This window comes from Acinetobacter sp. Root1280, assembly GCF_001425285.1.
GTDB classification, from domain to species: domain Bacteria; phylum Pseudomonadota; class Gammaproteobacteria; order Pseudomonadales; family Moraxellaceae; genus Acinetobacter; species Acinetobacter guillouiae.
The window spans coordinates 524,057-548,852 of the sequence record NZ_LMED01000012.1 but is presented as its reverse complement, the minus strand read 5'-3'; the positions used below and the strand labels follow the sequence as shown (position 1 = coordinate 548,852).

The 24,796-nt window shown below is 35.7% G+C and carries 23 protein-coding genes and 2 pseudogenes; 22 read left to right on the top strand and 3 right to left on the bottom strand.

Features of this window, described 5'->3' with window-relative positions:
• Nucleotides 1–21: 21 nt before the first annotated feature.
• The 20 genes and pseudogenes from ASC84_RS12415 to ASC84_RS12320 all read left to right on the top strand — a co-directional run bounded on the left by ASC84_RS12415 (nt 22) and on the right by ASC84_RS12320 (nt 20,451).
• Complete coding sequence (locus ASC84_RS12415; RefSeq protein WP_056515086.1) at nt 22–1,119, top strand: AAA family ATPase; 1,098 nt, start codon at nt 22–24, stop codon at nt 1,117–1,119.
• Nucleotides 1,116–1,775: a DUF4276 family protein gene (locus tag ASC84_RS12410; protein ID WP_056515082.1), complete on the top strand. Its 660-nt coding sequence runs from the start codon at nt 1,116–1,118 to the stop codon at nt 1,773–1,775. The genes ASC84_RS12415 and ASC84_RS12410 overlap by 4 nt, the downstream gene beginning before the upstream one ends.
• A complete protein-coding gene (locus ASC84_RS12405) occupies nt 1,775–3,544 on the top strand; it encodes a site-specific DNA-methyltransferase (RefSeq protein WP_081409359.1) in 1,770 nt (589 codons plus the stop codon). The genes ASC84_RS12410 and ASC84_RS12405 overlap by 1 nt, the downstream gene beginning before the upstream one ends.
• Nucleotides 3,541–6,342 carry a DEAD/DEAH box helicase gene (locus ASC84_RS12400; protein WP_056515075.1) on the top strand — a complete coding sequence of 934 codons (2,802 nt, stop codon included), beginning with the start codon at nt 3,541–3,543 and terminating at the stop codon, nt 6,340–6,342. Before ASC84_RS12405 ends, ASC84_RS12400 begins: the two co-directional genes overlap by 4 nt.
• 89 nt (nt 6,343–6,431) lie before the next feature.
• Nucleotides 6,432–6,746: a hypothetical protein gene (locus ASC84_RS23280; protein ID WP_227515139.1), complete on the top strand. Its 315-nt coding sequence runs from the start codon at nt 6,432–6,434 to the stop codon at nt 6,744–6,746.
• Nucleotides 6,747–6,760: 14 nt separating this feature from the next.
• Nucleotides 6,761–7,183: a hypothetical protein gene (locus tag ASC84_RS23275; protein WP_227515138.1), complete on the top strand. Its 423-nt coding sequence runs from the start codon at nt 6,761–6,763 to the stop codon at nt 7,181–7,183.
• Nucleotides 7,184–7,221: 38 nt separating this feature from the next.
• Nucleotides 7,222–7,548, top strand: a complete 327-nt coding sequence (locus ASC84_RS12390; protein WP_056515072.1) for a hypothetical protein — start codon at nt 7,222–7,224, stop codon at nt 7,546–7,548.
• A gap of 9 nt (nt 7,549–7,557) precedes the next feature.
• A complete protein-coding gene (locus tag ASC84_RS22725; RefSeq protein ID WP_155860343.1) occupies nt 7,558–7,695 on the top strand; it encodes a hypothetical protein in 138 nt (45 codons plus the stop codon).
• Nucleotides 7,696–7,705: 10 nt separating this feature from the next.
• Nucleotides 7,706–8,053: a hypothetical protein gene (locus tag ASC84_RS12385; protein WP_056515068.1), complete on the top strand. Its 348-nt coding sequence runs from the start codon at nt 7,706–7,708 to the stop codon at nt 8,051–8,053.
• Between the two features lie 96 nt (nt 8,054–8,149).
• Nucleotides 8,150–9,139, top strand: a pseudogene (locus ASC84_RS12380) (contractile injection system protein, VgrG/Pvc8 family); the annotation flags it as partial.
• 4 nt (nt 9,140–9,143) lie between these two features.
• A pseudogene (locus ASC84_RS12375) lies at nt 9,144–11,091 on the top strand (DUF2345 domain-containing protein); the annotation flags it as partial.
• An 8-nt stretch (nt 11,092–11,099) separates the two neighbouring features.
• Nucleotides 11,100–12,617 carry a hypothetical protein gene (locus ASC84_RS12370; RefSeq protein ID WP_056515065.1) on the top strand — a complete coding sequence of 506 codons (1,518 nt, stop codon included), beginning with the start codon at nt 11,100–11,102 and terminating at the stop codon, nt 12,615–12,617.
• Nucleotides 12,614–13,780 carry a hypothetical protein gene (locus tag ASC84_RS23055; protein ID WP_056515063.1) on the top strand — a complete coding sequence of 389 codons (1,167 nt, stop codon included), beginning with the start codon at nt 12,614–12,616 and terminating at the stop codon, nt 13,778–13,780. The genes ASC84_RS12370 and ASC84_RS23055 overlap by 4 nt, the downstream gene beginning before the upstream one ends.
• 334 nt (nt 13,781–14,114) lie before the next feature.
• Entirely contained in the window at nt 14,115–15,128 is a 1,014-nt protein-coding gene (locus ASC84_RS12360; protein WP_056515059.1) for a type VI immunity family protein, read from the top strand.
• The gene (locus tag ASC84_RS12355; RefSeq protein ID WP_056515055.1) at nt 15,086–15,349 is read left to right on the top strand and encodes a hypothetical protein; all 264 of its coding nucleotides are present in this window, start codon (nt 15,086–15,088) and stop codon (nt 15,347–15,349) included. Before ASC84_RS12360 ends, ASC84_RS12355 begins: the two co-directional genes overlap by 43 nt.
• A gap of 35 nt (nt 15,350–15,384) precedes the next feature.
• Complete coding sequence (locus tag ASC84_RS12350) at nt 15,385–16,077, top strand: hypothetical protein (protein ID WP_227515137.1); 693 nt, start codon at nt 15,385–15,387, stop codon at nt 16,075–16,077.
• A gap of 327 nt (nt 16,078–16,404) precedes the next feature.
• The gene (locus ASC84_RS12345; RefSeq protein ID WP_056515050.1) at nt 16,405–17,208 is read left to right on the top strand and encodes a PoNe immunity protein domain-containing protein; all 804 of its coding nucleotides are present in this window, start codon (nt 16,405–16,407) and stop codon (nt 17,206–17,208) included.
• Nucleotides 17,209–17,510: 302 nt separating this feature from the next.
• Complete coding sequence (locus ASC84_RS12335; RefSeq protein ID WP_056515045.1) at nt 17,511–17,876, top strand: hypothetical protein; 366 nt, start codon at nt 17,511–17,513, stop codon at nt 17,874–17,876.
• 1 nt (nt 17,877) lies between these two features.
• Nucleotides 17,878–18,867 (top strand): PoNe immunity protein domain-containing protein, encoded by a 990-nt coding sequence (locus ASC84_RS12330; protein WP_056515043.1) that lies wholly within the window; start codon nt 17,878–17,880, stop codon nt 18,865–18,867.
• 600 nt (nt 18,868–19,467) lie between these two features.
• Nucleotides 19,468–20,451: a PoNe immunity protein domain-containing protein gene (locus tag ASC84_RS12320; RefSeq protein ID WP_056515039.1), complete on the top strand. Its 984-nt coding sequence runs from the start codon at nt 19,468–19,470 to the stop codon at nt 20,449–20,451.
• A gap of 333 nt (nt 20,452–20,784) precedes the next feature.
• Here the strand turns inward: ASC84_RS12320 and ASC84_RS12315 are convergent, their stop codons facing one another.
• The gene (locus ASC84_RS12315) at nt 20,785–21,540 is read right to left on the bottom strand and encodes an SDR family NAD(P)-dependent oxidoreductase (protein WP_056515037.1); all 756 of its coding nucleotides are present in this window, start codon (nt 21,538–21,540) and stop codon (nt 20,785–20,787) included.
• A gap of 123 nt (nt 21,541–21,663) precedes the next feature.
• Here ASC84_RS12315 and ASC84_RS12310 point away from each other — a divergent pair, with 123 nt between their 5' ends.
• Entirely contained in the window at nt 21,664–22,572 is a 909-nt protein-coding gene (locus ASC84_RS12310; protein ID WP_056515034.1) for a LysR family transcriptional regulator, read from the top strand.
• A gap of 106 nt (nt 22,573–22,678) precedes the next feature.
• On the opposite strand, the gene ASC84_RS12305 is transcribed toward ASC84_RS12310, so the two are convergent.
• Nucleotides 22,679–22,993: an AzlD family protein gene (locus ASC84_RS12305; RefSeq protein ID WP_004723188.1), complete on the bottom strand. Its 315-nt coding sequence runs from the start codon at nt 22,991–22,993 to the stop codon at nt 22,679–22,681.
• Nucleotides 22,990–23,700, bottom strand: a complete 711-nt coding sequence (locus ASC84_RS12300; RefSeq protein ID WP_056515030.1) for an AzlC family ABC transporter permease — start codon at nt 23,698–23,700, stop codon at nt 22,990–22,992. Before ASC84_RS12300 ends, ASC84_RS12305 begins: the two co-directional genes overlap by 4 nt.
• Nucleotides 23,701–23,874: 174 nt before the next feature.
• Here ASC84_RS12300 and ASC84_RS12295 point away from each other — a divergent pair, with 174 nt between their 5' ends.
• Nucleotides 23,875–24,744, top strand: coding sequence for a LysR family transcriptional regulator (locus ASC84_RS12295; RefSeq protein ID WP_056515027.1), 870 nt, complete (start codon nt 23,875–23,877; stop codon nt 24,742–24,744).
• Nucleotides 24,745–24,796: the final 52 nt, after the last annotated feature.

Genomic DNA, 24,796 nt, shown 5'->3' with positions numbered 1-24,796 from the left:
ATAAAATTTTGAAGATGACATATGGTTGAGGATATTCGTGATAAGCAGATTTCACGTATCGTTATTGAAGGTTATAAATCCATAGAAAAGTGTGATTTAGAGCTAAATACATTAAATGTATTGATAGGTGCGAATGGTGCTGGTAAATCTAACTTGATTAGCTTTTTTAAGCTAATAGGTAAAATTGTTGATGAGCAACTGCAATTGGCAGTTGGAGAGTCTGGTGGACCAGACTCAGTATTACATTTTGGGCGGAAAAAAACAGAACGGCTTAAAGCTGAACTTTATTTTGGTAATAATGGGTATAAATTTAGCTTAATTCCTACTCAAGATAATCGAATGATGTTTGAGCGAGAAGCATTGTGGTGGAATGTTCATGGTGATTGGAGAGCTAGAGGCGGGCATTTCGAGAGTTATATTGCAGAGCAAAAAAACAAGACAAATATTTATAATTATGTAGTTCCAGCAATTATGAGTTGGACGTTGTATCACTTTCATGATACGAGCTCGACTGCCACAGTGAAGCAAATTCATAATATCGGTGATAATGAATATTTAAGACAAGATGGGAAAAACTTGGCTGCATTTTTGTATCGGTTGAAGCAACAATATGAGTCAAACTACAAACGTATTGTAAAAACAATTCGTTTAGTTGCTCCATTTTTCGGTGATTTTCATTTACGTCCTACAGTTGCCAATCCTGAAAAAATTCAACTGGAATGGATTGAAGCTGGGCAAGATGAACCTTTTAATGCTAGCGCATTATCAGATGGTACTCTGCGTTTTATCTGTTTGGTTACAGTATTACTGTTACCTGATAAATTTATGCCAGCAACAATATTAATTGATGAGCCTGAACTTGGTTTACATCCATATGCAATCAAGGTTTTAGCTAACCTCATAAAGTCTACAGCTATAGATCATCAAATTATCATTTCAACACAGTCCGTTGAGCTACTCAATGAATTTACATTAGAGGATCTGATTGTTGTCGATAAGATTAAAGGAGACTCGATTTTTACAAGACTGGATTCGGAAAAACTATCTGAATGGCTTGATGAGTATTCTCTTGGTGAACTGTGGAAGAAAAATATCATTGGGGGGAGACCTAACCGATGAAGCGTATCTATATTTTGGTCGAAGGACAAACAGAAGAGTCTTTTGTTGATGAAGCAATGGTTCCTTTCTATGCTCAGTTAGGTATTTTTATTCAGCCAATTATTGTATCTACAAGTAAAAGTTGTAAGGGGGGGATAACCAGTTACGCCAAAATAAAACCTCAAATACTGAAGCTTTGTAAACAAGATAGAAATGCATGGGTAACCACCTTTTTTGATTTATATGCTTTACCTAATGATTTTCCAATGAAAAGTAGTTCTGGTTATAGTTCTTTAAATGATTGTCACGATAAAGTGGATTTTTTGGAGAATGCTTTACAGCAGGATATCAGTGAACAAAACTTTTTGCCCTACATTATGCTGCATGAATTTGAAGCTTTACTATTTGTTGATCCTGACAAGTTTGAATGGTGGGTTGATGACGCATCAATTATAGATAGTTTGCATCAAATCAAAGAAAGCTACTCTTCACCCGAAGAAATTAATAATAGTCCACAGACAGCACCATCTAAACGTATTTTAGGTTTAATTCCTGATTATAAAAAAGTTGTACAAGGTACAATTATTGCGATGGAGATAGGTTTAGATGAAATGCGTAGGCAATGTCTGCATTTTAATCATTGGTTGGATCGTTTAGAAAATTTAAGAGATTTATGATGTCAAAAACAAAACTTGAATTAACTTGGATTGGTAAAGATAAGCGACCACGCCTAGAGCCGAGAATTTTACTGGAAGATCCTTTAAAATCTTATCATGCAACGAATAAAGTTTCAGAAGATGATATCTTTGATAATAAATTAATTTTTGGAGATAACTTACTCGCACTCAAAGCGTTAGAACGTGAATATGCAGGTAAAGTAAAATGTATTTATATTGATCCACCATTTAATACTGGTTCGGCATTTGAGTACTATGATGATGGAGTTGAACACTCAATTTGGTTAAGTTTAATGCGTGATAGGTTTGAAATTTTTAAAAATTTATTGCGTGAAGATGGTGTGTTAGCTGTACATCTTGATGATTCTGAAGTTGCATATTGCAAAGTATTGCTCGATGAAATTTTTGGCCGTAATAATTATTTAAATACTATTTCATTGACAACGAATGATCCTTCAGGATTTAAAGCTACAGGGGCTACAGTTTTCTCTACTGCTAACTTCATATTGATGTACGCTAAAGATAAAATTTATAAACCTTTAAAAAAGATTTTTATACCTAAAGGCTATGATAGTGGGTACAATAAATATTTAATTAATAAACAAGAGCATTATTCAAAATGGACGTGGATCGGAATAGCTGAAGCTACCGCAAAACATTTAGGTTTTGATAAAGTTAGTGATGCAAAGAAAAAGTATAAAGAATATTTTGAAGATGAGGTTGCTGAGTTTGCATTAAACAATGCAGATAGGATATTTCAATTAGTCGCTATAGGTGGTGGTGCAGCAATTAAAAGAAAAGAAACTATTAATAAATCAAAACTAGTTCGTGAACAAGTATTTGTGCATCCTCATGAAGATGTACCAGATTTCTATATTGCTAATGGTCGCCAACTAGTTTTTTATGAGAAACGTCTTGTAGAAATAGATGGGATTATGACTCCAGCAGAATTAATTACAGATATTTGGACAGATATCTCATGGAATGGGATTGGACCCGAAGGAGCTGTAGATTTTAAAAATGGTAAAAAACCTGAGGCTTTAATTAAAAGAGTCTTAGATATGGCTACTGAGCCAAGAGATTTAGTTCTAGATTCTTTTGGAGGGTCAGGTACTACTGGAGCTGTAGCCCATAAAATGGGGCGTCGTTGGATTATGGTGGAATTAGGAGAGCATATCCATAGTCATATTATTCCAAGACTTAAATGGGTGGTTGATGGAAGTGATCATAGTGGGGTATCCGAAAACCTAAATTGGCAAGGTGGTGGTGGTTTCCGTTATTACAAGCTCGCACCAAGTTTGATGAAAAAAGATCAATGGGATAATTGGGTCATCAATCCTGAATATAATCAGGAAATGCTTGTTGAAGCAATGTGTAAGCTAGAAGGTTATACCTATACGCCATCAGAAACTGAGTACTGGAATCATGGTAAAGGCAGTGAAACTGATTTTATTTATGTCACAACACAGACATTGACTGATCAACAGTTACAAGCGATTTCTGAGGAAGTTGGAGAAGGACGTACTTTGCTGATTGTTGCAAGTGCATGGCGTTCTAAAAATATCGATCGTTTTATCAATCTGACTTTAAAGAAAATTCCAAACAGTATCATTAAGGCGTGTGAGTGGGGGCATGATGATTACAGTTTGAATGTTCAAAATCTACCGATGTCAGAGCCTGATATTGAAGAAAAGACAAAAGTGAAGAAAGTTAAAAATACGCAAGAACAAAGTCAGGTAACGGGTGACTTATTTGGGGATCAAACATGACAGCATCATTTCAACATTCACAGCGTAACCCTGTTGCCCAAGTTGTTAAAGACTTAAAAGCACGCTTGTCTTTGCGTGCACCACAAGCAGAAAGCTTAGAGAAACTCGATCTGGCAATTCAAAATGCCAAAGAATTACTAACAAAGCGAGGACGAGATACTGAAGTTAATGAGCAAACATTGGCAAAGTTACAAACAGTATTTCCAACGTTAGCTGACTTTGAAAGAGACTTTCCAAGTATTTGTTTTAGCTTAGCGACAGGTGTTGGTAAAACCCGTTTGATGGGTGCTTTTATTGCTTATTTGCATTTGGCATATGGTATCAATAATTTTTTTGTTTTAGCACCGAACTTAACAATTTATGAAAAGTTAATTACCGACTTTACCCCAAATACACCCAAATATGTTTTTGCAAATTTAGCTCAATTTAACTTTCAGTCACCAATGATTATCACAGGCGATAACTACGATAGCCGTGATACTGCAACTGCAAGCTTATTAGGTCAAATACGTATTAATGTGTTTAACATCTCAAAAATTAATAGCGAAGTTCGTGGTGGTAAAGAACCACGTATTAAGCGTATGCGTGAAGTATTAGGTGAAAGCTATTTTAATCATTTAGCTGTTTTAGATGACCTTGTACTATTAATGGATGAGTCTCATCGTTACCGTGCGAGTGCAGGGATTAAAGCGATTAATGAGCTTAATCCATTAATGGGATTGGAAGTAACAGCAACACCATTTGTAGAAACGAATAGAGGTCCTGTTGCATTTAAAAATGTAGTGATGGATTACCCATTAGCACGAGCAATGGAAGATGGCTTTGTGAAAGAGCCAGCAGTAGTGACTCAGCGTAACTTTGATCCAAGAGGCTTAAGCACAGAGCAGATAGAAGAAATTAAGCTTAAAGATGGTATTCGCTTACATGAAATGACCAAGGTGCATTTAATTAACTATGCGCAAAATACAGGTCAACAAAGAGTCAAGCCATTTGTGCTCATTATTGCACGTGACACGACACATGCGGCTCAATTAAAAGAGAATATTGAATCTGATGAATTCTTTAAAGGTCAATACAAATATAAAGTAATTCAAGTTGATAGTAGTACGAAAGAAGAAGAAATCACACAACGATTATTGTCAGTCGAAGATCCAAATGAACCAACAGAAATCGTCATTCATGTAAACATGCTAAAAGAAGGGTGGGACGTAACAAACCTTTATACGATCATCCCTTTACGTGCTGCAAATGCTCGTACTTTAGTAGAACAGTCTATTGGTCGTGGTTTGCGTTTGCCTTATGGAAAGCGTACAGGTGTAGAAGAAGTGGATCGCCTAAGTATTGTGGCACATGATCGATTCCAAGATATTGTAGATGAGGCGAATCGAGAAGATTCCATTCTTAAATTAAAAACTTATATTCTTGAACCTGAAAATGAAGAGCAAGAAGTCATCAGTGTAACAAGTACATCTCGTTTAGATGTGCTGTTAGGTACTGGGCACAGTCAGCAAACGGATACTCAAGAAACCGTCACTATTCAAGATCAGGTTGAGCTGAAAGATGAAAAGGCAAATGAGACAAAGCTTAAAGTTGATTTGGATTTAACTGATCCAAATGTAATTCAGGCAATTCAGCAAGTGAAGAAAGAGATTCAAGCACAAGCAAAAAATACTGAAACAGTAAAACATAGTGAAGATTTAACTCGTCAAGAAGTTCAAGCTCAAATGACTGCAAATGTACTTAAGGCGATACAAGATAATGTTTCGGATATAGTGCAGGAATTAGATTTTGGCGAAGAACAGAGTAGCAAAAAAATTCCATCGGAAGAAGAAGTTCTAAAAATTGTTCAGCAGGTTACAGAGGTACATATCCAAAATACAATTGATATTCCACGTATTTCAGTAACTCCTTCTGATGATGTAACAACAGGATTTAATTCATTTAACCTTGATATACAAGGGCTGCATCTACAACCACAAGATCGTGAGTTAATTGGTCAAAACTTAAGTAATAATCAGATTTTCAGTATTAAGGCTGATGAAGCTTTAAATGAAAAGAGTCCTCAAGATCGTATCGTTTATGCATTAATCGATTTTGATGATATTGATTACTTTACTCAGGCAGAATTGTTGTATGACTTATCGAATCAAATGGTAGATTATTTTAAAACCTACTTAACTGATGATGAGGTAATACAGGTTGTTGAACAGAATTATCAAACGATAGCCAATAATATTCATGGTCAAATGCAAGAGCATCATTGGGAAAATGCATCAAACTATAATGTTGTAATTAACCGCAGTTTTGTTGAGCTAAAACAGCCAAGTTTTACGGCAGTAAAGGAAATTCCACCTCAGTCCATTCGCGTGACACCTTCTAAAGGAATATCGATTAAAAAGTTACTTTTTACAGGTTTCGCAAAATGTCTTATGGTCTTTCAAAAGTTTGATTCAGATACAGAAAGACGCTTTGCAATTATTTTGGAAAGAGATAGTAATAAATGGTTTAAGCCTGCTAAAGGGCAATTCCAAATTTATTATAATTTTCAAGGTGCACAGCCTGAATATATTCCAGACTTTGTAGTTGAGACGGATAAGTATTATTTACTTGCTGAAACAAAAGCAGAAAATGAAATGACTTCGGAAGAAGTGATTATCAAGGCTCAAGCTGGAAGTGAGTGGTGCAAAAATGCCTCGACAGTGTCGACTAAACCTTGGCATTATTTATTGATTCCACATAATGAGGTTACTGAAAACAAAAGATTGGATGACTATTTGCGTTTTAAAGTAAATGTATAAATTGAAATGCTTAAGAGGTTTTCTCTTAAGCATAAATTCTATATGTTAAGTAGATGGATTATATGGGTTTTTGGGGCTAGGAGGGAGTTGTGAGCTTACAAACAAACTTGAAGGGGCGTCTTCGAAATACGATCCTACCTAAAACCCATGGTTTAATGCCTGTTTTTGAAGCGGTTGTTAATTCTATACAATCTATTGAGGAAAAAGGGGAAGGGAATACTGGAAAAATTATTCTTCAAATTGATAGGGATAAGCAATCTACTCTGGATTTGGAATCTAAAGAGTTGCCTCCAATCGTTGGTTTTACAATTATTGATAATGGTTGTGGATTTAACGATGAGAATTTTAAATCATTTAAAATACTTGATTCTGAACATAAAATTGAAAAGGCTGTCGCGGTGTAGGGCGACTAATGTGCTTGAAGGTTTTTGATAGAGTTGAAATTGAAAGTCATTTTGCAAGTGTTGAAGGTTGCCTAAATAAAAGGACTTTTAATTTTAATGATACATTGGCTGTCCATAAGGAACAGTTAGTTAATAGTGACGTTAAAGAATCAGGAACCACTATTAGGCTGATTGGCTTTGAAAAAAGTTATAGAGAAAAATTATCAACAAAAGGGCTCTCGATTGCTAATCAACTTTTAGAACACGTTCTTTGGTATTTTGTACGCCAAGGTGGTGCACCAAATATTACTGTTATTGATGGAATTGATAGTTTTGATTTAGATGATCTTCTACAAAAGCATATGCACTCAAGTGCAGTTCATGAAACCATTAATATTTTTAATCATTCTTTTGACTTAACACATATTAAGTTTCGTTTAATGGTGAAATTATCCTGACGCATGAGCTGGCTGAATTTATTAAACAAAATCATTCAGTGGAATTGTCCATTTTAGCTGAACAGCTTGGATTTTCTAAAGATGTGTTACTTCGTTTTAGAAAACGTCTTAATATAAGAAGGAAACTATCTGATTATGCATGGGTCATTGAACATCAGGACGAAATACTCTATGAGCGTTGCGATGTATTGTTCGAAAAATATCAATTAAATCAGGGTGACATTGGTCGATATATTCGCTATCTAGTCCATAAGGTTGGCGTTATCAGGACTCGAAAACGAGCAAGAAAAGTTGAAGACGAAATTCAAGCAAAAGTTTTAGCACATAAAGACATTATTATTTCATGTAATAAAATTATTGATTAGGTTGAGGCGATGGATATTGCTGTCTCTACTGCAACAAGAGTTCATAAACAAATGTGTATGGAGCAAAATTTACCGACAACAGCCGAAAAATTAAAACAAAAAAGTGCAGAGAGAAAACAATGGTTATTATGCAACAAGAGTTCATAAACAAATGTGTATGGAGCAAAATTTACCGACAACAGCCGAAAAATTAAAACAAAAAAGTGCAGAGAGAAAACAATGGTTATTAGACAATCAACACGCTTTATTAAGTCATGATTTGACTATTAAGGAGATTGCTCAAAATTTTAATCTCACACAATCACAAATCAAATGGGCAAGGATAGATTTAAAAAAGCTACTCAATATTCCCAAAAAACATTTAGCTATTGTTTGGGTTAGAGCGCATCAAGCAGATTTGGAACAGCTAAGCTATGTCGAGTTACAAAACAAATATCAAATGACTCAAGGACAAGTAAGGCATGCTTTAAGAGTGCTTAAAAAGCTGAAACAAAATGAGACATAAATTGTCGTTTAAAAAATAACTATAGACAGTTCTGTATAGACAGATTATTAAGTTGTTTAGTAGAATGGATCACAATCTAAAATCAAATAATAAACTATGTCTAACAATATTTACGCTGCCTTGGAGCAGCTGGGATTGACAGCTCAAAAGCGTGCGATCCATGCCCTATTTTCAAATTCGGTATTAAATGATCAAGTCTTCCTTCAACGTGTAGATGGAACTCATGAACTCAATGAGGGTGTACATCTAGAACTCATTTGTCTTTCAACCAATGCCCAAATTCCATTAAAACAATTTATTGGGAGTCAAGTAGCCGTTGATATCGTCAACGATAAATCTGAACTCAATCGAATTTCAGGGATTGTAACGAAGGCTGATATTGGTGCAAGCGATGGCTCACTTACGATTTATCGCCTAACAGTAGAAGATCCCACTGCACTTTGGAAACAGCGTAGAAATAGTCGTGTCTTCATGGCGAAATCTGCCGTTGACGTGGTTCAGAGTATTTTTTCCGAGTGGCAGCAACGTAGTCCATTGTTTGCTTCAAGTCTAACACTGGATAAAAGTGGTTTAACCAAAGACTATGATGTAAGACCATTCATTATGCAACATAATGAATTAGATTGGGAATTTGTTCAAAGGCTCCTCGCCTCGGAAGGTATTAGCTGGCTCATCGACGAAGCACAACTTACAGTTTCCAACTTTGCAGAACAAATTCAACCACAAAAGCTACGTTTAATCGATGACAATAATCAATTTAAATCACTTGATCGACGTAGCATCCGTTTTCATCGGAGTTCCGCTGTAGAAAAGCAAGATTCTATAATTTCGTTTACAGGATTACGTGCCATTCAACCCACAGCAGTGCATATCCAACGTTGGCAAGCTGATGCACTGGAAACAGAAGAAGGTGCAGGCTCAGTTTTAACTAAACATCGACATTCAGACAATCAAGATTCAGCGAGTTTAGGGTTAGAACAAGCATGGCACTTTAGCCCTGCATGGATACAAGACTTAAATGGTGAAGATGGTGCAACCAAATCAGGCAACAGCCAGATTGAAAAGTTTAACCAAAACCTCAGTAACTAAGCACTTTAGCCCTGCATGGATACAAGACTTAAATGGTGAAGATGGTGCAACCAAATCAGGCAACAGCCAGATTGAAAAGTTTAACCAAAACCTCAGTAACTACTATGATTCACAAGCCAAACAATTTACAGCTACCTCAACTGTACGAGATGCACATGTTGGGTATTTTTTTGAGCTGAATGAACACCCGACAATCGATCTAAAAGATTCTTCAGATAAACAATTCTTGATCATATCTAAGACCTTCTATAACCAGAATAATTTACCAAAAGACCTGACCAACCAAGTTGAAACTTTACTTAAGCAAAGCAATTGGCAAACGACCAATATCACCACCAACAATAGTGATGAACGTCAAGCCAATGAGTTAGTGCTACAACGGCGTAATATTGCGATTGTCCCAGAGTATGACCCACTTCAACACCGACCGATTGCATCCCCACAACGGGCCAAAGTGGTGGGACCAAGCGGAGAAGAAATTCATGTCGATGAATGGGGGCGTATAAAAGTACGTTTCCTATTCACCCGTAATGAAGACAACATCCATGATGGTGGTGCTGGTTCTAATGACAATGATACCGACTCGGCTTGGGTCGATGTATTGACCCCGTGGGCAGGTGAAGGCTATGGTGCGCGATTCTTACCCCGTATTGGTGAGATTGTCGTAATTGACTTCTTTGATGGCAACCTTGACAGACCATTTGTCGTAGGACGTATCCATGAAGCACAAAGAAGCCCGACCAAGTTTGATGATAAAGGCAAACTGCCTGATACCAAAAAACTTGCAGGAATCAAAAGTAAGGAATATCAAGGCAGTGGCTATAATCATCAGGTTTGATGATACGACCAATCAGATCAGTAGTCAGTTACACAGTAGTCATGCGGCAAGCCAACTCAACTTAGGTAATCTCAGTCATCCTAAAGAAACTGATACCAGTGAAGGACGAGGTGAAGGCTTTGAATTGCGTACCGATCAGTGGGGAGCACTCAGAGCCAAACAAGGCCTATTGCTTTCTACCTATCCTCAAGATTCAGCAAGTGGCGATCATCTTGATGCCTCTGAAACAAAATCCCAACTTGAATCGAGTTTGAGTAATTCAAAAGCTTTAAGTGAAGTTGCCAAGAATCAACAGACTGACCCTTTAGAAATGCTAGATGGTCTAAAACAGTTTATTGAGCAAATCGAACAAGAAAGTGAAGCTAAGGCAAAAGCATTTAAACAAGCTTTAATGATTTTGACTTCACCAAATTCTATTGCACTGAGTACGAATGAAGATGTTCACCTTTCAGCAGATGGACAAATCAGCCATAGCGCAGGCGATAGTATTAACCTAAGTACCCAAAAGAACTTGGTAGCTCATGCACAAAGTAAAATCAGTTTATTTGCAGTACAGGAAGGTGCGAGGCTTTTTGCAGGAAAAGGCAAAGTAGAGATACAGGCGCAGGGAGATGGTGCAGATTTAATCGCACGTAAAGGCATTCAAATCATTTCAACTGAAGATACAATCTATATTACGAGTCCTAAAGAGATTAGATTAGTTGCAGATACCTCAGAATTAAAGATCAATGGTTCAGGCGTGTTTGCAACGACTGGTGGTTTGTTTGAGAGTAAGGCTGGGCAGCATAAGTTAGTGGGTGGTGCGAAAGCCAATTATGTGTTACCGCATTTACCTATCACTGACTTGAAACATGATGACTTAGTTTTAGAATATTTACATAGTGATGGTTCACCAGTAAAAGGAGCAGATTTTGAGATACTACTTTCTGATGGTAGTAAAAGAAAAGGTAAGTTAGATGAAAAAGGAAAAGCTGTAGTAAAAGCTGTACCCGCTGGTAAAGCTAAAATTCAATATGGCGAAGATCAAAGTAAAGCTGATTATCAGCCACATGAAATTGATGATTGGTTTCTTAAAGATGAACTAACATCATCAGATGAAAAAGAAAAATAGAGAATAATATGTCTTCTAATAACCCTCAAAACCAAGCATTTTGGAAAAAAATTGCTGAACGATCTACTAATATTCAACAACAGTTTTGGTATGGTGCAGACAAACTAGCAAAATATATTCAGGATAATCCAGAGAATTACCTAACTTATCGTGAATATGATACAAGTAAACCAGATCCTAATATGCCTTGGTGGAGACAAATATTTTTTTATCAAGGGCAGGCAGCTATCAATGAAGGTGTGACAAATCATAATACAGTCGTAGCTTTGAAAGAAAGTAGTAGCTGGATTTGGGGGATGCTTAAAGGCGATTTTAATAAAAATCCGACCATGTCACAGATTATCGTTGGCGGCTTAGTCAGTATGATCCCTTTAGTGGATCAAGCATGTGATATTAGAGACTTAATCGCAAATCTTATAGCTTTGTCTGAAGAAAATGGTAAGACACAAGAAAATTACATGGCTTTGTCTCTAACAGCTTTTGGTGTAATTCCTGAAATTGGTTCTGCGATGAAAACCATTGTTAAAGCTGTAAAATTAAAAGGAGTAACAAAAAAAAGCCTTATTACTCTTTTTGAGACTTTTGAAAGTGCTTTTAGTGCCTTGAAAATTAAAAGTCCTTGGAATAAAGCTCCTGAAACTTGGCTAAGATCAAAACCTTGGAAAAAGATGGGAGAAACAGCTCTTAATGCTCTCAAAAAATGTATTGATCGAATAGTAGAAGGAATTAATAGATTCTTGAATTTAGTTGGTGGCTCACTCAAAAGGATGTTGGAAAAGTTAAAACAAGGAATAACTAATGTAAAAAATGCTATAAAGAAATACATAGATGAATTTTGTGAAGATATACAAAAGAGAGTTCAGGATTTATTGCCACAGCCACAATTGGCGACGGCAGGTGGGCATGGGCACAATGCCCCAACAAACCGATATGAAACTAATATTCAATCTGGAAAAACGACAAATACAACCAATCAGCAAAAACAACATACCCCTGATGAAGGAAAACCACCAAAAGATAAAGATCTTGATGATCCATGTATATTGAGACCTTATAAACCAGATACGTGTAAACCGTTAGGTAAAACGGGACATCATGTTGTACCTGATAGATGCTTCAGATTAGGACAAAGAACAATAAACCGAAAACCGATTGCAAATGCCATAACAGAAAATGAAGGTTTAGTAATTTGTGCATCTAAAGGTGGAAGAAATTCAGAGCATAATAAAATTCATCAATATTATGATCAACGTGAAAAACTCTTAGGGTTAAACGGAGATCCTACATTTACAACAACTCTTTTTGAAGTAGAATCTTTAGGTGCATTATCAGTATCCACAATAATTAAAAAATGTACTAAAGCGAATTTATTGGCTCAATTAAGATCTTATCATCAATTAAAAGGTATGGGACCAGATTTTTTAGTGAGAGCAGACCCAAGTGGAAAAGCTGTTGTAAATGAAAATAGTGTAGGAAAAGATTACACTCCTCCAACAAATAGTCAGCCTAGGAATAAAAAATTATGACCGAAATTTCAGATATTACATACCAAATAGGCTGTGCTATTTCAGAAGATATTTTCTATGCAGCTGCAAGTTTGGATGATTATTCAGAGCATGGATTTACTAGGATGTTTATATTACAAGATACTAGTGGAATTCCAGAATGGTCATATCATGATCTAAGATTTACTGTAAATAGTGTTTGTTTATTAGATAAAGCTGATGTGAATGATGATAGGTTAGTATTTGCTTTAGGTGAAGATGGTGAAGTCGAAAAATATGATGGTATTGATAGCTATGAAGAATATATCCCTAATGCGGGCTTAAATGGTAATTGGAGTGGTATTTTAGGATACATGAATTCCATTAGAGTTATTGGTTATAACATGGTTGCTGGAGGAAGTTCAGGTCAAGTTTACTCAAAATCATGTGATGGGAAATGGAGCACAATAAATATCTCTTTTGAAGGTAATAATGAATTTCTTGATAAAATTGAAAAGCATAATATTTTTCCTGACGTATTTGATATTTCTATTTTTGATGTTAATGGTTTCTCAATAGATAAACTGTATGCAGTTGGAAGATTAGGTAATGAAGGGCTAATAGCTTTTTATAATGGAAAATCTTGGAAATTTGTTTCAAAACTCACCCCTGCTGACCTACATTCGATTCTAATTGTTGATCAAGAAAATATATTGATTTGTGGTGCTCATGGTAATTTATTGTTGGGAAACATAGAAATAGGATTTAAACGACTCACTTCAATGGGTATCGAGGACGATTTTTACAATGCAGCCATCTTTAATAATGAAATTTATATAACAAGCAATCGGTATCTTTATAAATATCATGAAGGTCAATTTACTAAAGTAAATATTAGGGATGATATTAATAGTAGTGGATTTATTAAAGTAGAAAGTATTGGTAAAGTTTTATGGGTTTTAACTGAAAAACTTATTATAAAATTTGATGGTAAAACATGGACTTTTTTTGAAAACCCAGATAATAACTCACCTAATAATGATGTAATTCTAAATGTTAAAGCAGGCGAAAAATGCCCACAATCTGGCTATTGGTTTACCGTTGCACAAGTGAATTCACGACAATATTTTGAACAAGGTGATGTATTCCCTAATATTAAGAGTGATTGGGGGGATGTTTATTGGCAGTTTTATGGTGATGAGTAAGCTTTTAAGTTAGTAAAGAAAACCATTCATAAAATGAATGGTTTTTTCTTAGTTACAATAAGACATTAAAGTACTAAAAGAATTACATCTGACAATTACACCCATTTTTAGGAGATGGTACTAAATTTACAAAGATTTGTGTATTCGCAGATAAAAAAGTGCGTGTAGCCGTGTACCAAAAAAATAAGTAGTCCAATATGAATAGTTTCCATAATGGTCCTGATGGTTTTATCTTGCCACAAGTAAAAAACCAGTAAAAACAATAATATGCGTTAAATTTTGGGTATTGTTGTCACTAATGCAGAAAATCTTTGGAAATAATAAGGAATAGATGATGGGTGAGTTATTTCAACAAGCAGAAGCATGGTTGGATCAGATTGAACAGACACAAGATTACGGCTTGCCTTATGTTGATATTGAGTCGAAAACTGAACCAGTACGCTTAAACTTAATGATGTCTTTTTGGTTTTACGATGGTGACCAATTAGAGGTTAAGGAAAAGTTTGTAAAGAAAATACAAGATTATATTGCTTTGACTGGTGTTGAGTTTCAGCGAGAAGCATCCGTTAAAAACCAACGTGAACGTAAATTTCGTAAAGAAGATTTTCCTGAAAATTTATTAGAAGATATAAAAAAGGAAAAAGATTCTGTTATTTATTATTTTTCAGACCAACCCAAAATGAGTTTTGCACCAAAATATGGTGTAAAAACTACATTCAGTTCAGAAATGGCAAATAATGAACGCTATTCAACAGTAAATTTTATCTTTCCATTTAACTTTGCAAATAATAGTGATCAACGTTTGCAATGTATTGAGTTTTTTAAATCAATTGTTCGAGAAATAAAAATAGAACAAGCCTATTGTGGTTATCGAGTGGGACAACCTCTAGATTTTACTCAAGCTGTACCATGGCAGGCATTTGAAACCGCAGCTAATTATCGTTTTCTTGGTTTAGATATTGATAAAAATATGGCGCAAACTAGTGCTGTGACAAATGATGAACCTTCTTTAGAAAAGGGTGTCCGTTCAACTGCATGGTTGGTCTACTTGGGGCAGCCCTGGCTTGAAAAGCTTAATGAAGTACAAGCCATTCAGAAACAAAAACCAAATACGCCATTACAGTTAGAGCCGATTAATCAAGGCATGTTTTTTAAAGCTGATGAGTCACCACAATTGGCACGGATAGGTTTACCACGCCCTCAAGGCTATCAGGCTTTAAACAACATATTAAAACCGATTCGAGAAAAGATGTTACCCCTTACTCAATATGCGGATTCATTGGCTGAATGGGAGCCCATCAAGGGATGTTTTTTAAAGCTGATGAGTCACCACAATTGGCACGGATAGGCTTATCACGCCCTCAAGGCTATCAGGCTTTAAACAACATATTAAAACCGATTCGAGAAAAGATGTTACCCCTTACTCAATATGCGGATTCATTGGCTGAATGGGAGCCMGTTTTTTTTCAGCCTGAACAATGTGATTGGTGGCTTGAGCGTTGGGATAGAGAGGATGATGTAGMATTAYTGAAAAAATATCCTGTTCAAAATAATTTTAATACTGAATAATTTAGAATATGACAAAAGCTTTCCTAAACACTTGTATGACTGTTGTTCTGCTGATGGTRATTTTATCAAGTCAGAATACAGTTGCTCAAACAACAGATATGGTTATTTCAAAGAAAGAGAACTCTAAAATGCTAGAGCCAAATGAAGTCATGAAACAATTCATTAAAACCTTCCCTGAACTTAAAATATCTGACTTTCCTGCCGTAGGTTCAGAGGRTTCAGCTTTTAGGTGGTTGATGACTTGGCAATCAGAATATCAAATTGCAAATGAATATATAGCAAGTGCTGACTACAAAGATTGGGAAACAATTGCGGAACGAATTCAAGATTTGAAAATAACACAAGGTAGAATTAAAGGAATTGATTCGACTTTAGATAAAGCTTTTAATTATATTAAAGAATTCGAAGAACAAGATACTCAAGTTAAATATGATGAAGATCACCCTCCTAGCTATGAGGAACTCTTTAGCGGGGATGAGGATGAATTGGATATGGAAACCATTTTCTCAATTTATTATGAAAATGTAGTAGAAAATATATTGACCAATAATTTTGATGTAATTGGCTTAGATAATGGTGAGGGAGCAGATTTTATTTTAGCAAAACCGAATAATCCCGAACTGCCTAAATTAGCAGAAATGTTACAGTTAGTTTTTCAAGAAAGCCAAGTTTCTTTATATCAAGTTAATTCTGGCTTAGATAATGGTGAGGGAGCAGATTTATTTTAGCAAAACCGAATAATCCCGAACTGCCTAAATTAGCAGAAATGTTACAGTTAGTTTTTCAAGAAAGCCAAGTTTCTTTATATCAAGTTAATTCCGACCATCATCAATATAATTTTAAATTCACAATAGATAAATTGAAAAAAACAAAATAATCATAGGTTTATTTGGTGTTTTTTAATTAAAGCAATGCAAATTGGCAGCTTGATGGGGGAAGGTGAGATACTAGATCAACTTTTGTAGGGGGTTATAGCAGTGGGAGGTACTCTTATCGGAGGGTATTGAATAGCCACCGATTTTGTAGACACTTTTTAGTTGAATCGAGAGTCATGTATGGATTTGTTAAGCAAAAATGATTGGGAGTCATTAAGACGCGAACCATATCAAAAGTACAAGGATTATGAATACACTATCAAGCAAGCTTTAGCATCAACCCGAACAATTGCTGAAAGATTAAATGACAAAGATTTTTTAAAAGACAAGCCTAAAGGTGCAATTTATTTATCGTCTAATCACTTTTTTGAGGCTTCTTTAGAACTTGAATTTTTTAGCTATTCAGCTGGTGTTTCTGTAAAAGTATTATCTGAATACTTTCCAAATGTTATTTATGCTCTTAAAAAAGCAGAATTTTTTCATTTAGATTTTCACAAAAGTAGTGAATGTGATGGGCATTTAGTTCCTCATTTAGAATTGACTACCGATGAATATTGGGAAGCATTGCAATTAGTCTGCTTTTCCATCTTATTCGCCCAGCCTGAACATCTATCGACAATTATGGATATTTTGGCTTACGAAAATGATGAACAGGATGCTCTATTAGATAAGTTGGCCTCACCTTGGTTACCAGACAGAGATATTTCTAATATTTATTTAAGACAATTGCCTTATCGAAAACTAGATAAAGTATTTGCAGCCAATGAAGAAGATCGACCACAGTTAATGTCTCAGTATATGGATGAATGGTATGGTGCAAGTAAACGAGAACCTTATCATGATCGTCATAAGAGTAGTCAATTTCCTGGCTATTGGTCAATTGAGGCGGCAGCAGTTACAGTTATTTTACGAATAGATGACAGTAGTTATCGAGATAAACCTTATTATCCAAAAGAATTGGTTGATTATGCTAGAAGCCAATAAACACCTTTAGACGAACAAGGAAATCCTGAAAATGGTTTAAGTCGTTTACGTTGTATTTCATGCGAAGTTTGCCCACAATCAGGTGACTGGTATAGTCCAGCAAACAATATGGAAAAGCGTCATTTTAATCAAGTGCAAACTCTTATGCAGATACTACAACCGGTTCGGGAAAACCAAATGGTGGCTCTGGTAAACCTAGCGGAAAACCAAATGCGGGGGGTGGGAAACCAGGAAAGAATAATTCAACTACCTCCACACCATCATCTGGTGGAAAAACTAGTAAAACTCAATTAATTGTACAAATGAGTGAAGAATGGATTTCAAAAAATATATCAGCATCAGTTCCTAATTCAATTTATTCTCAAGTTATTAGAAATGGTCGGAATGTTTATAGTAGATATATTGTTTATAGCCCTTTGTATTCCGATACATCTATTGAAACAATAAAAGCGGTCCAAGTACCATCTGCAATTAAAGACTCAATTAATCATGCTAAAGTTCTGATGGCTGGAATGCAAGAAAATGAAAGTTTACATCGGAAACATGCTGCTGTTTTGTATAATGAAGCTGAAGTTAAGACAATAGTGAATACAATAAAAACAAAACTGAAAACTAAATATTCCAAAAGCCCTAATGTTGATATATCTAAATTAAATCAGGAAAAATAGGATGCAAGTACAAAATCAAAGAAGACAAGTTTTCTTGACAGATGAAATTTTTAATAGAGTTAATACTTTTTTTAAGGAATTACCTATTGAAATTCAGGATAGCAAAAAGCTGTATGAAGGCAGCTACGCTGATATCAGACGTTTAGATTATTTTTTATCTTTACATGCTTACGATTTGTTAAGTTTAAATTTTACTGCAGGTTTTAATATTTCTGCTTTGAGACTTCAACTGGAAGATATCATTGTTAAGTACGAGGAATATACCTTAGCGTTGCGTAAAGATGAGGAGGATAATGATTGGGCTCCGTTTTACTTTACCGCTATAGATGAATATGAGCGTTGTATGCAATTAATTGGTTGGTGTTATTTATTGCATCGACGTGATTTGCTCCCCCGCATTGCTGCAATGCAAGATAAAATTTATCATGATCAAACTGATCAAACTGATCAAACTGATCAATTAGATACCTTGTATGAGGATTTTTTATCATTCGAATTAAATGATCGTTATGATGTTGATCAATGGTTTTTTGATAATCCATATGGATCGTTAATTTTTAGCAAATATCGAGATACCAAAGAAGAAAGTATCCAAGATATTCAAGAGTATTTGAAATTATGGTATCCAGCCTTTGAAAGTGCAGCTTGGCATGATACTCATAAAATGGATGAAGGTTTATATTTCGGTTATTGGGCAATAGAAGCTGCAGCATATGTGTACTTACTAGATTTGGATGATAGTGAAATAACTCATCTGGTCTATCCAAAAGATTTAGTTAAATTTGCGCGAGAGTTTGTACCGTCTGAAAATGATATTACTAATCCAAATGCTAAAATATTAAGATGTGAAGCTGGGCAAATTTGTCCACAATCAGGTGAGTGGTATAGTCCAGCGAATAATATGGAAAAGCGTCATTTTAACCAAGGTGAAGTTATGCCAGAGATTCCTAATAATGCTTGGGGTGAAACGATTTGGTATTTAACAGTGTAAGAAGATGCCTTACGGGGCATTATTTTTGGAATAATATGGTTTTTGATAAAATGATAATAATGTTGACAGAGATTCCTTGTATGAGAATTATGTCTAAAGAATTGGCTAAGAGGTAGTGATAAATATTTTGGTGTTGACTAGAGGCTGTTGAGAATCTACGAGAGTTAATAAAACCAGCACACAACTGGATGATGGCTTAAAAATACGTGTCTGTTTTACCACTACGCATTGCTATACGTTTAAATTTTTTATATTTACAGAAGTAATTTCTATGGAAATGACACTATTTATACATATAGGTGTCAAATGTTCTCACTACTTTTCGGTTAGATTTTGGTGGGATGACCATCTTTACTTTTCGCTCGTTCGGTTCTTGGATTAATCAATCCTCATTAAAAGCTTTATCTATTAGTAATGTTTGAAAATCAATATCTTCAATTAAAGTTTGGGTTTCTGATAAATCATGATATTGACCAGACATCAATCGAACGTACGGGGGCTGCAAAGATTGATGAAGCTCTAAACAATCGAGTTACTCGAGCGAACATTAAAAATGGTCATACCAAATAAAATTGATTTATTAAAAATGAGGACTAAATAGTGTCAGACTTCACAGACCAACGTAGACAGCAATTTCTAACCAAGGAATATTATTTAAAGACAAAAGAATATAATGAAGAAGGGATTACTTTATATTTAGAAAGTGATGCTTTTGAAAATGATGAATATAATTGTGGCGAAGCATCAAGATGGCAGTCTATTACATGGATATATCAAGCCTTATTATATTTGGAATATACAGCAGGAAAACCCATTAATGAACTGCAAATTCTATTTGAAAAATTGATAGAAAGTTATGAAAAGCAGTCTGAAGCTTTAGCTATTTTTCATAAATCAGAAAAACCTTCGGTTATCCCGACTCAGAATGAGAGTCTTAATATACTAGGTCTCGGTTATTTACTGCACCGTAATGAACTGTTTCCTCGAATTCATTCTTTAGTTAATGGTGAAGGTGATAGTCATACAGGCGAAGATGAAATTATTAATAAATTTTTTAAGTTTAATGATTCTACTCACCCAACTATCAACGAAGGGAACTTATTTACTTTGGGTTATGCCAAGTTATGTGATGTGATTGAAAATGTCTTAGTAAAGAACAATAAGGATCATTCAATAGAGCTTCTAGATGAATATCTGTCAGACTGGTATCAAATGAATAAAAATGAAATTTGGCATAATGGTCATTTAGATTTAGAAAATAAAACTTCTTATGTAGGTTATTGGGCATTTGAAGCTGCTGCACTAGTTTATTTACTTGATTTAGATGATAGTTTGTTACATAAGCACTTATTCTATCCGAAAGATATTGTAGAGTGGGCTCGCAATCAGGCAAAAGTAATTATAACAAATGATGATGTAATTCAAATAAAAGTAAAAGGTGGGGATAAATGTACAAAAACTGGTTATTGGACTACTCCAGCTCAACCAGGCACAAGACCTTACTTCTCAAAAGGTGAAATTTTACCAACGTTATCACAAACTGATTGGGGGGACGTATATTGGTATTTTGATGGAGAAAATTAAACGCTTAAATTGTATTAAATTTAACAAAGCCATCTCGGGGTAATTTTTATTTCGATATAAAAATTACCCGAAATTTACGCCATAATTTAAATTTTTATTTATAAGTTTATGAAATTTAACATTTATAATATTTATAGTGTCCAATCCATCATCGGAGCGACCGAAATACGAGGCGTTAAAGATTGGAGCTCAGACATACAGTCAACCTGAAAAAGATAGAATTTGTAAAATTAATAAATATTAATTTTTTGTATTTGCTTAGAACTCCGATATGGCAGAGTTATATGAAGTTTGCATAACTCCACCAATATGTTAATGCTGTGCGAGTTAAAACTACAACAGCATACCACCAGAGGCTTCTATTCGCTGACCTGTGATCCAGTTAAATCCTTCACTAAAAATCGCAGCGATTGCTTTTCCAACATCATCAGCTTCACCAACACGGCCTAATGCCGTGATAGATGCGATCATCCCCTGAACTTGTTCACTATTGCGGACGGCACCGTCTCTAAAATCAGTCGCAATAGCTCCGGGCGCAATCGTGTTGACACGAATCCCTTTGGAGGCGAATTCTTTTGCCATATAACGTGTCATGACTTCTACAGCGCTTTTTGCCATTGCGTATGCAGCTGACCCAGGCATAGAAAAGCGTGTTAGACCAGAGGATATATTTACAATATGACCGCCATTTTCAATGAGTGGTAGCAATTTTTGAGTGAGAAAAAATGGACCTTTCACATGGATATTGAGCATATCATCTAGATCATCAATACTAGTTTCTTCAATACTCGTATGTAAACCTGTCCCAGCATTATTGAGTAGGTAGTCAAAACTTTCACGACCAAATTGCTCTTTTAATACGAAACTCAAGCTTTTTACCAAATCATCAAATAATGTGATATCTCGAATATCAGATTGAATGGCAAATGCGTTTTGACCTTTTTCTTTAATCTTCTCAACCACGTCTAGAGCGGCTTTTTCATTGCGATGATAAGTCAAAATGATGTCAATATTTTGCTCAGCGAGTTTAAGCGCTGCATCTCGACCTATTCCACGACTCCCTCCGGTGATGAATGCGATTTTATTCATGTACTGACCTCATATTATGCTGATTAACTGTTGATAAAATTAAAGTACAGGAATTAATTGTCTTGATAAATATGAGTAATCAGATAAGACTGTTCATAAATAATGAACAATTGGAAGTGATGTATGGATAAGATTGAGACGATGAAACGTTTTATCGCTGTTGTACAAAATGGTAGCTTTACCCGTGCTTCAGAACAGCTCAAGATTCCTAAGTCAGCAATCTCTATGTCAATCACTAAGCTTGAAGATCATTTAAAAACTCGTTTACTTTATCGAAATACAAGACACGTTTCTCTTTCAGAAGCAGGTCAGCGCTATTATGTCGAATGCTTAAGATTATTGGATGAGTTAGAAGGCTTAGATAATCAATTTCAACAACAAAGTGAAGAACTCAGTGGTGTGATTAACATCGATATGCCTAGTCGGTTTTTTTCTAGCGTGGTGGCTCCCCATCTACCTGCATGGTTTCAACAATATCCAAAAACACAGATTAAACTTCTTGGGGTTGATTATCGTATTGATCCTATCAAGGAACGAGTAGATTGCGTAATCCGTGGTGGTCAGCTTGAAAGCAGTAATTTAATAGGACGCCATTTGGGTATTATGGAAATGGTTAATTGTATTAGTCCCAACTATGCGGAACATTACGGTATACCAACATCATTAGATGACCTCAAAAATCATTATATTGTTGATTATTCGCATGCTGACACCCAGTCGCAAAATGCTTTTGAATACAATCAAAATAATCAAACCTACCTTGTACCAACTCCCAGTCTAATCAGTGTCGGCACAACGGATGCCTATTTAGCTGCAGGCTTAAATGGACTAGGGATTATTCAAATTCCGAGAATTGGTGTTAGACAACAATTGGCAAAGGGTGACCTTATTGAAGTATTAACAGCGTTTACCTGTGCACCGATGTCTTTGTCGATTTTATATGAATCGAGAAATAATCAACCCCGCAGACTAAGTGAATTTATTAATTGGTTGATTCTTCTATTCAAAAAAAAGAATCACGATACACTGTAGTTTCACTAAATGAACCCGATGTCGCTTATGCGCAATGTGTAGTGATTGCTCAATTTTGTTTAGGTTTAATATAGCCAAAGGCAGCTTCTTTGAGCTCCCTATCATTTCATACAAAATACTGACGAAATAAGGCTGCTGCCAATATTCCTGCTGCAATCGCCAATAGTGGTTTTTTAAGCAGTAGCATAACGATCAATGTTGTCAGTAACGCCAAACGAGCGCCATGATCACCTTCAACGGCAATAGGAGCCAAAAGTGCAACCAGTACAGATCCCGACATTGCATTAATGAATCGTTGCACACGATCGCTAATAGGTACATAAGACATAATCAAAACACCACCCCAGCGAGTGGCTAATGTCACAATGGCCATAATAAAAATAATAATTAATGGATAAGTGGTGCTAATCTCTAGGTTCATAGCTGTTTCTCTTTCCAGAAAATTCCGACAATTCCGCCAAATAAGGCACCCACAACGACATGACTATTTTCTGGTAAATACCAATAAGCCAATAATGAGCTACAGGCTGCGATTGTCCAGATGATGAGTATTCTGAGATTTTTTTGTCCACCGACAACCATCGCCAGTAGAAAACAAGCCATGACCATATCTAATCCCAGCAATGCTGGATGATGAATGACATTACCAAAATAGAACCCCAGTCCTGTGCCTAAAACCCACGCGAGCCAAAGCGCAATGCCCCCTCCAAACAATAATCCCATGCCTGATTCACCACGATTAAATGCTTGTAGTGAGAGTGCCCAATTGGCATCAGAAATAACCAGCAAGATACTGTATCGTTTGATGGGAGGCAGGTGGCGTAACCAAGGATAAAGAGATGCGCCCATTAAAAGATGTCGAGCATTGATAAAGAAAACTGTGACTATTAAGGGAATCAGTGATATTTGCGCGCCCCATAGTTCTAAAGTCGCAAATTGAGATGCTCCTGCAAAAACAAAGCTACTCATTAACATGATAGAGCTATTGTCTAGTCCTGTTTGCGTTGCAGCTAAACCGAAAGCAGCCCCAAAAATTACTACGAAAGATGAAATTGGAAGAAGGCTTTTAAAACCTGACCAAACTTGGGAATAACTTAAACTGTAAATATCTGGGTCAACATTCGACAAAATAATTTCCTTATCTTTTTAAATTTTCTAGTGAGCTATATACCTAATGATCGCTGATGAAAATTAGGGGGAAATTTCCTTCTTTTCTTAATAAATTATGGACTTAGAAAGTTAGAATGAAAAGCGCATAATTCTTACATATACTATTCGAAAATCGAATAATTTGGGGTGATCATGAATCTACAAAATCTACAGATTGATTGGTTAAAATGTTTTGTCGCAGTTGTTGATACAGGTTCTCTTTCAAATGCAGCACCTGAGCTATACCGTTCACAGTCTGCTGTCAGTATGCAGTTAAAAAAACTGGAAGGTGCTTTAAAATGCCAACTTTTAGTTCGAACGCATAGACAAATTCAACTCACTTCTGAAGGGCAACTTCTTTTAGGTTATGCAAGACGGATACTTGATCTACACCATGAAACACAAATGGCTTTCAATGGAGAAGAGTTAACCGGTCGGATTAGACTTGGTGTACCCGATGATTACGCTGCTAAATATCTAACGCCTGTGCTTAAGCGTTTTGCACCGCGTTATAGTGGTGTTGAAATAGAATTTATTTGTGAACAATCGACTTCATTGATCCCACGTATAGAAAATGGCGAGATTGATTTAGCATTGATTTCAAGGGATAACCCCCGTCAAGGCACTTTATTGTTTCATGAGCCAATGGTGTGGGTAGGTTCTCCCCAATTTGAATTATGGCGTGAAGATCCGATACCTATTGCTGTTTATGAAAGTACCAGTTTAGCTAAAAAAAGTGCGATCAATTCGCTTGCATTGCAAGGTCGCCGTTATCGTGTTGTTTATAATAGTTCAAGTTTAATCGGGCAAATTGCAGCAGTTGAAAGTGGTTTAGCCGTCGCAGTTTTCACACAATGTAGCGCGCCTCAGCATTTAGAAATTTTAGGAGCAGAGCACGGACTAGGCCCATTAGTACCCATGGAAGCATCTGTATATAGAAGTCGAGCCTCGCTTAATTCAAAAGCGGTCGATCATTTATATGAGCTGTTAATTAAGACATTAAGGCAATCCATTACTTATTAAAAAGATTTTTATTCGGTACCTCACCTTCTTATGTATCAGTATGATGTCTTCG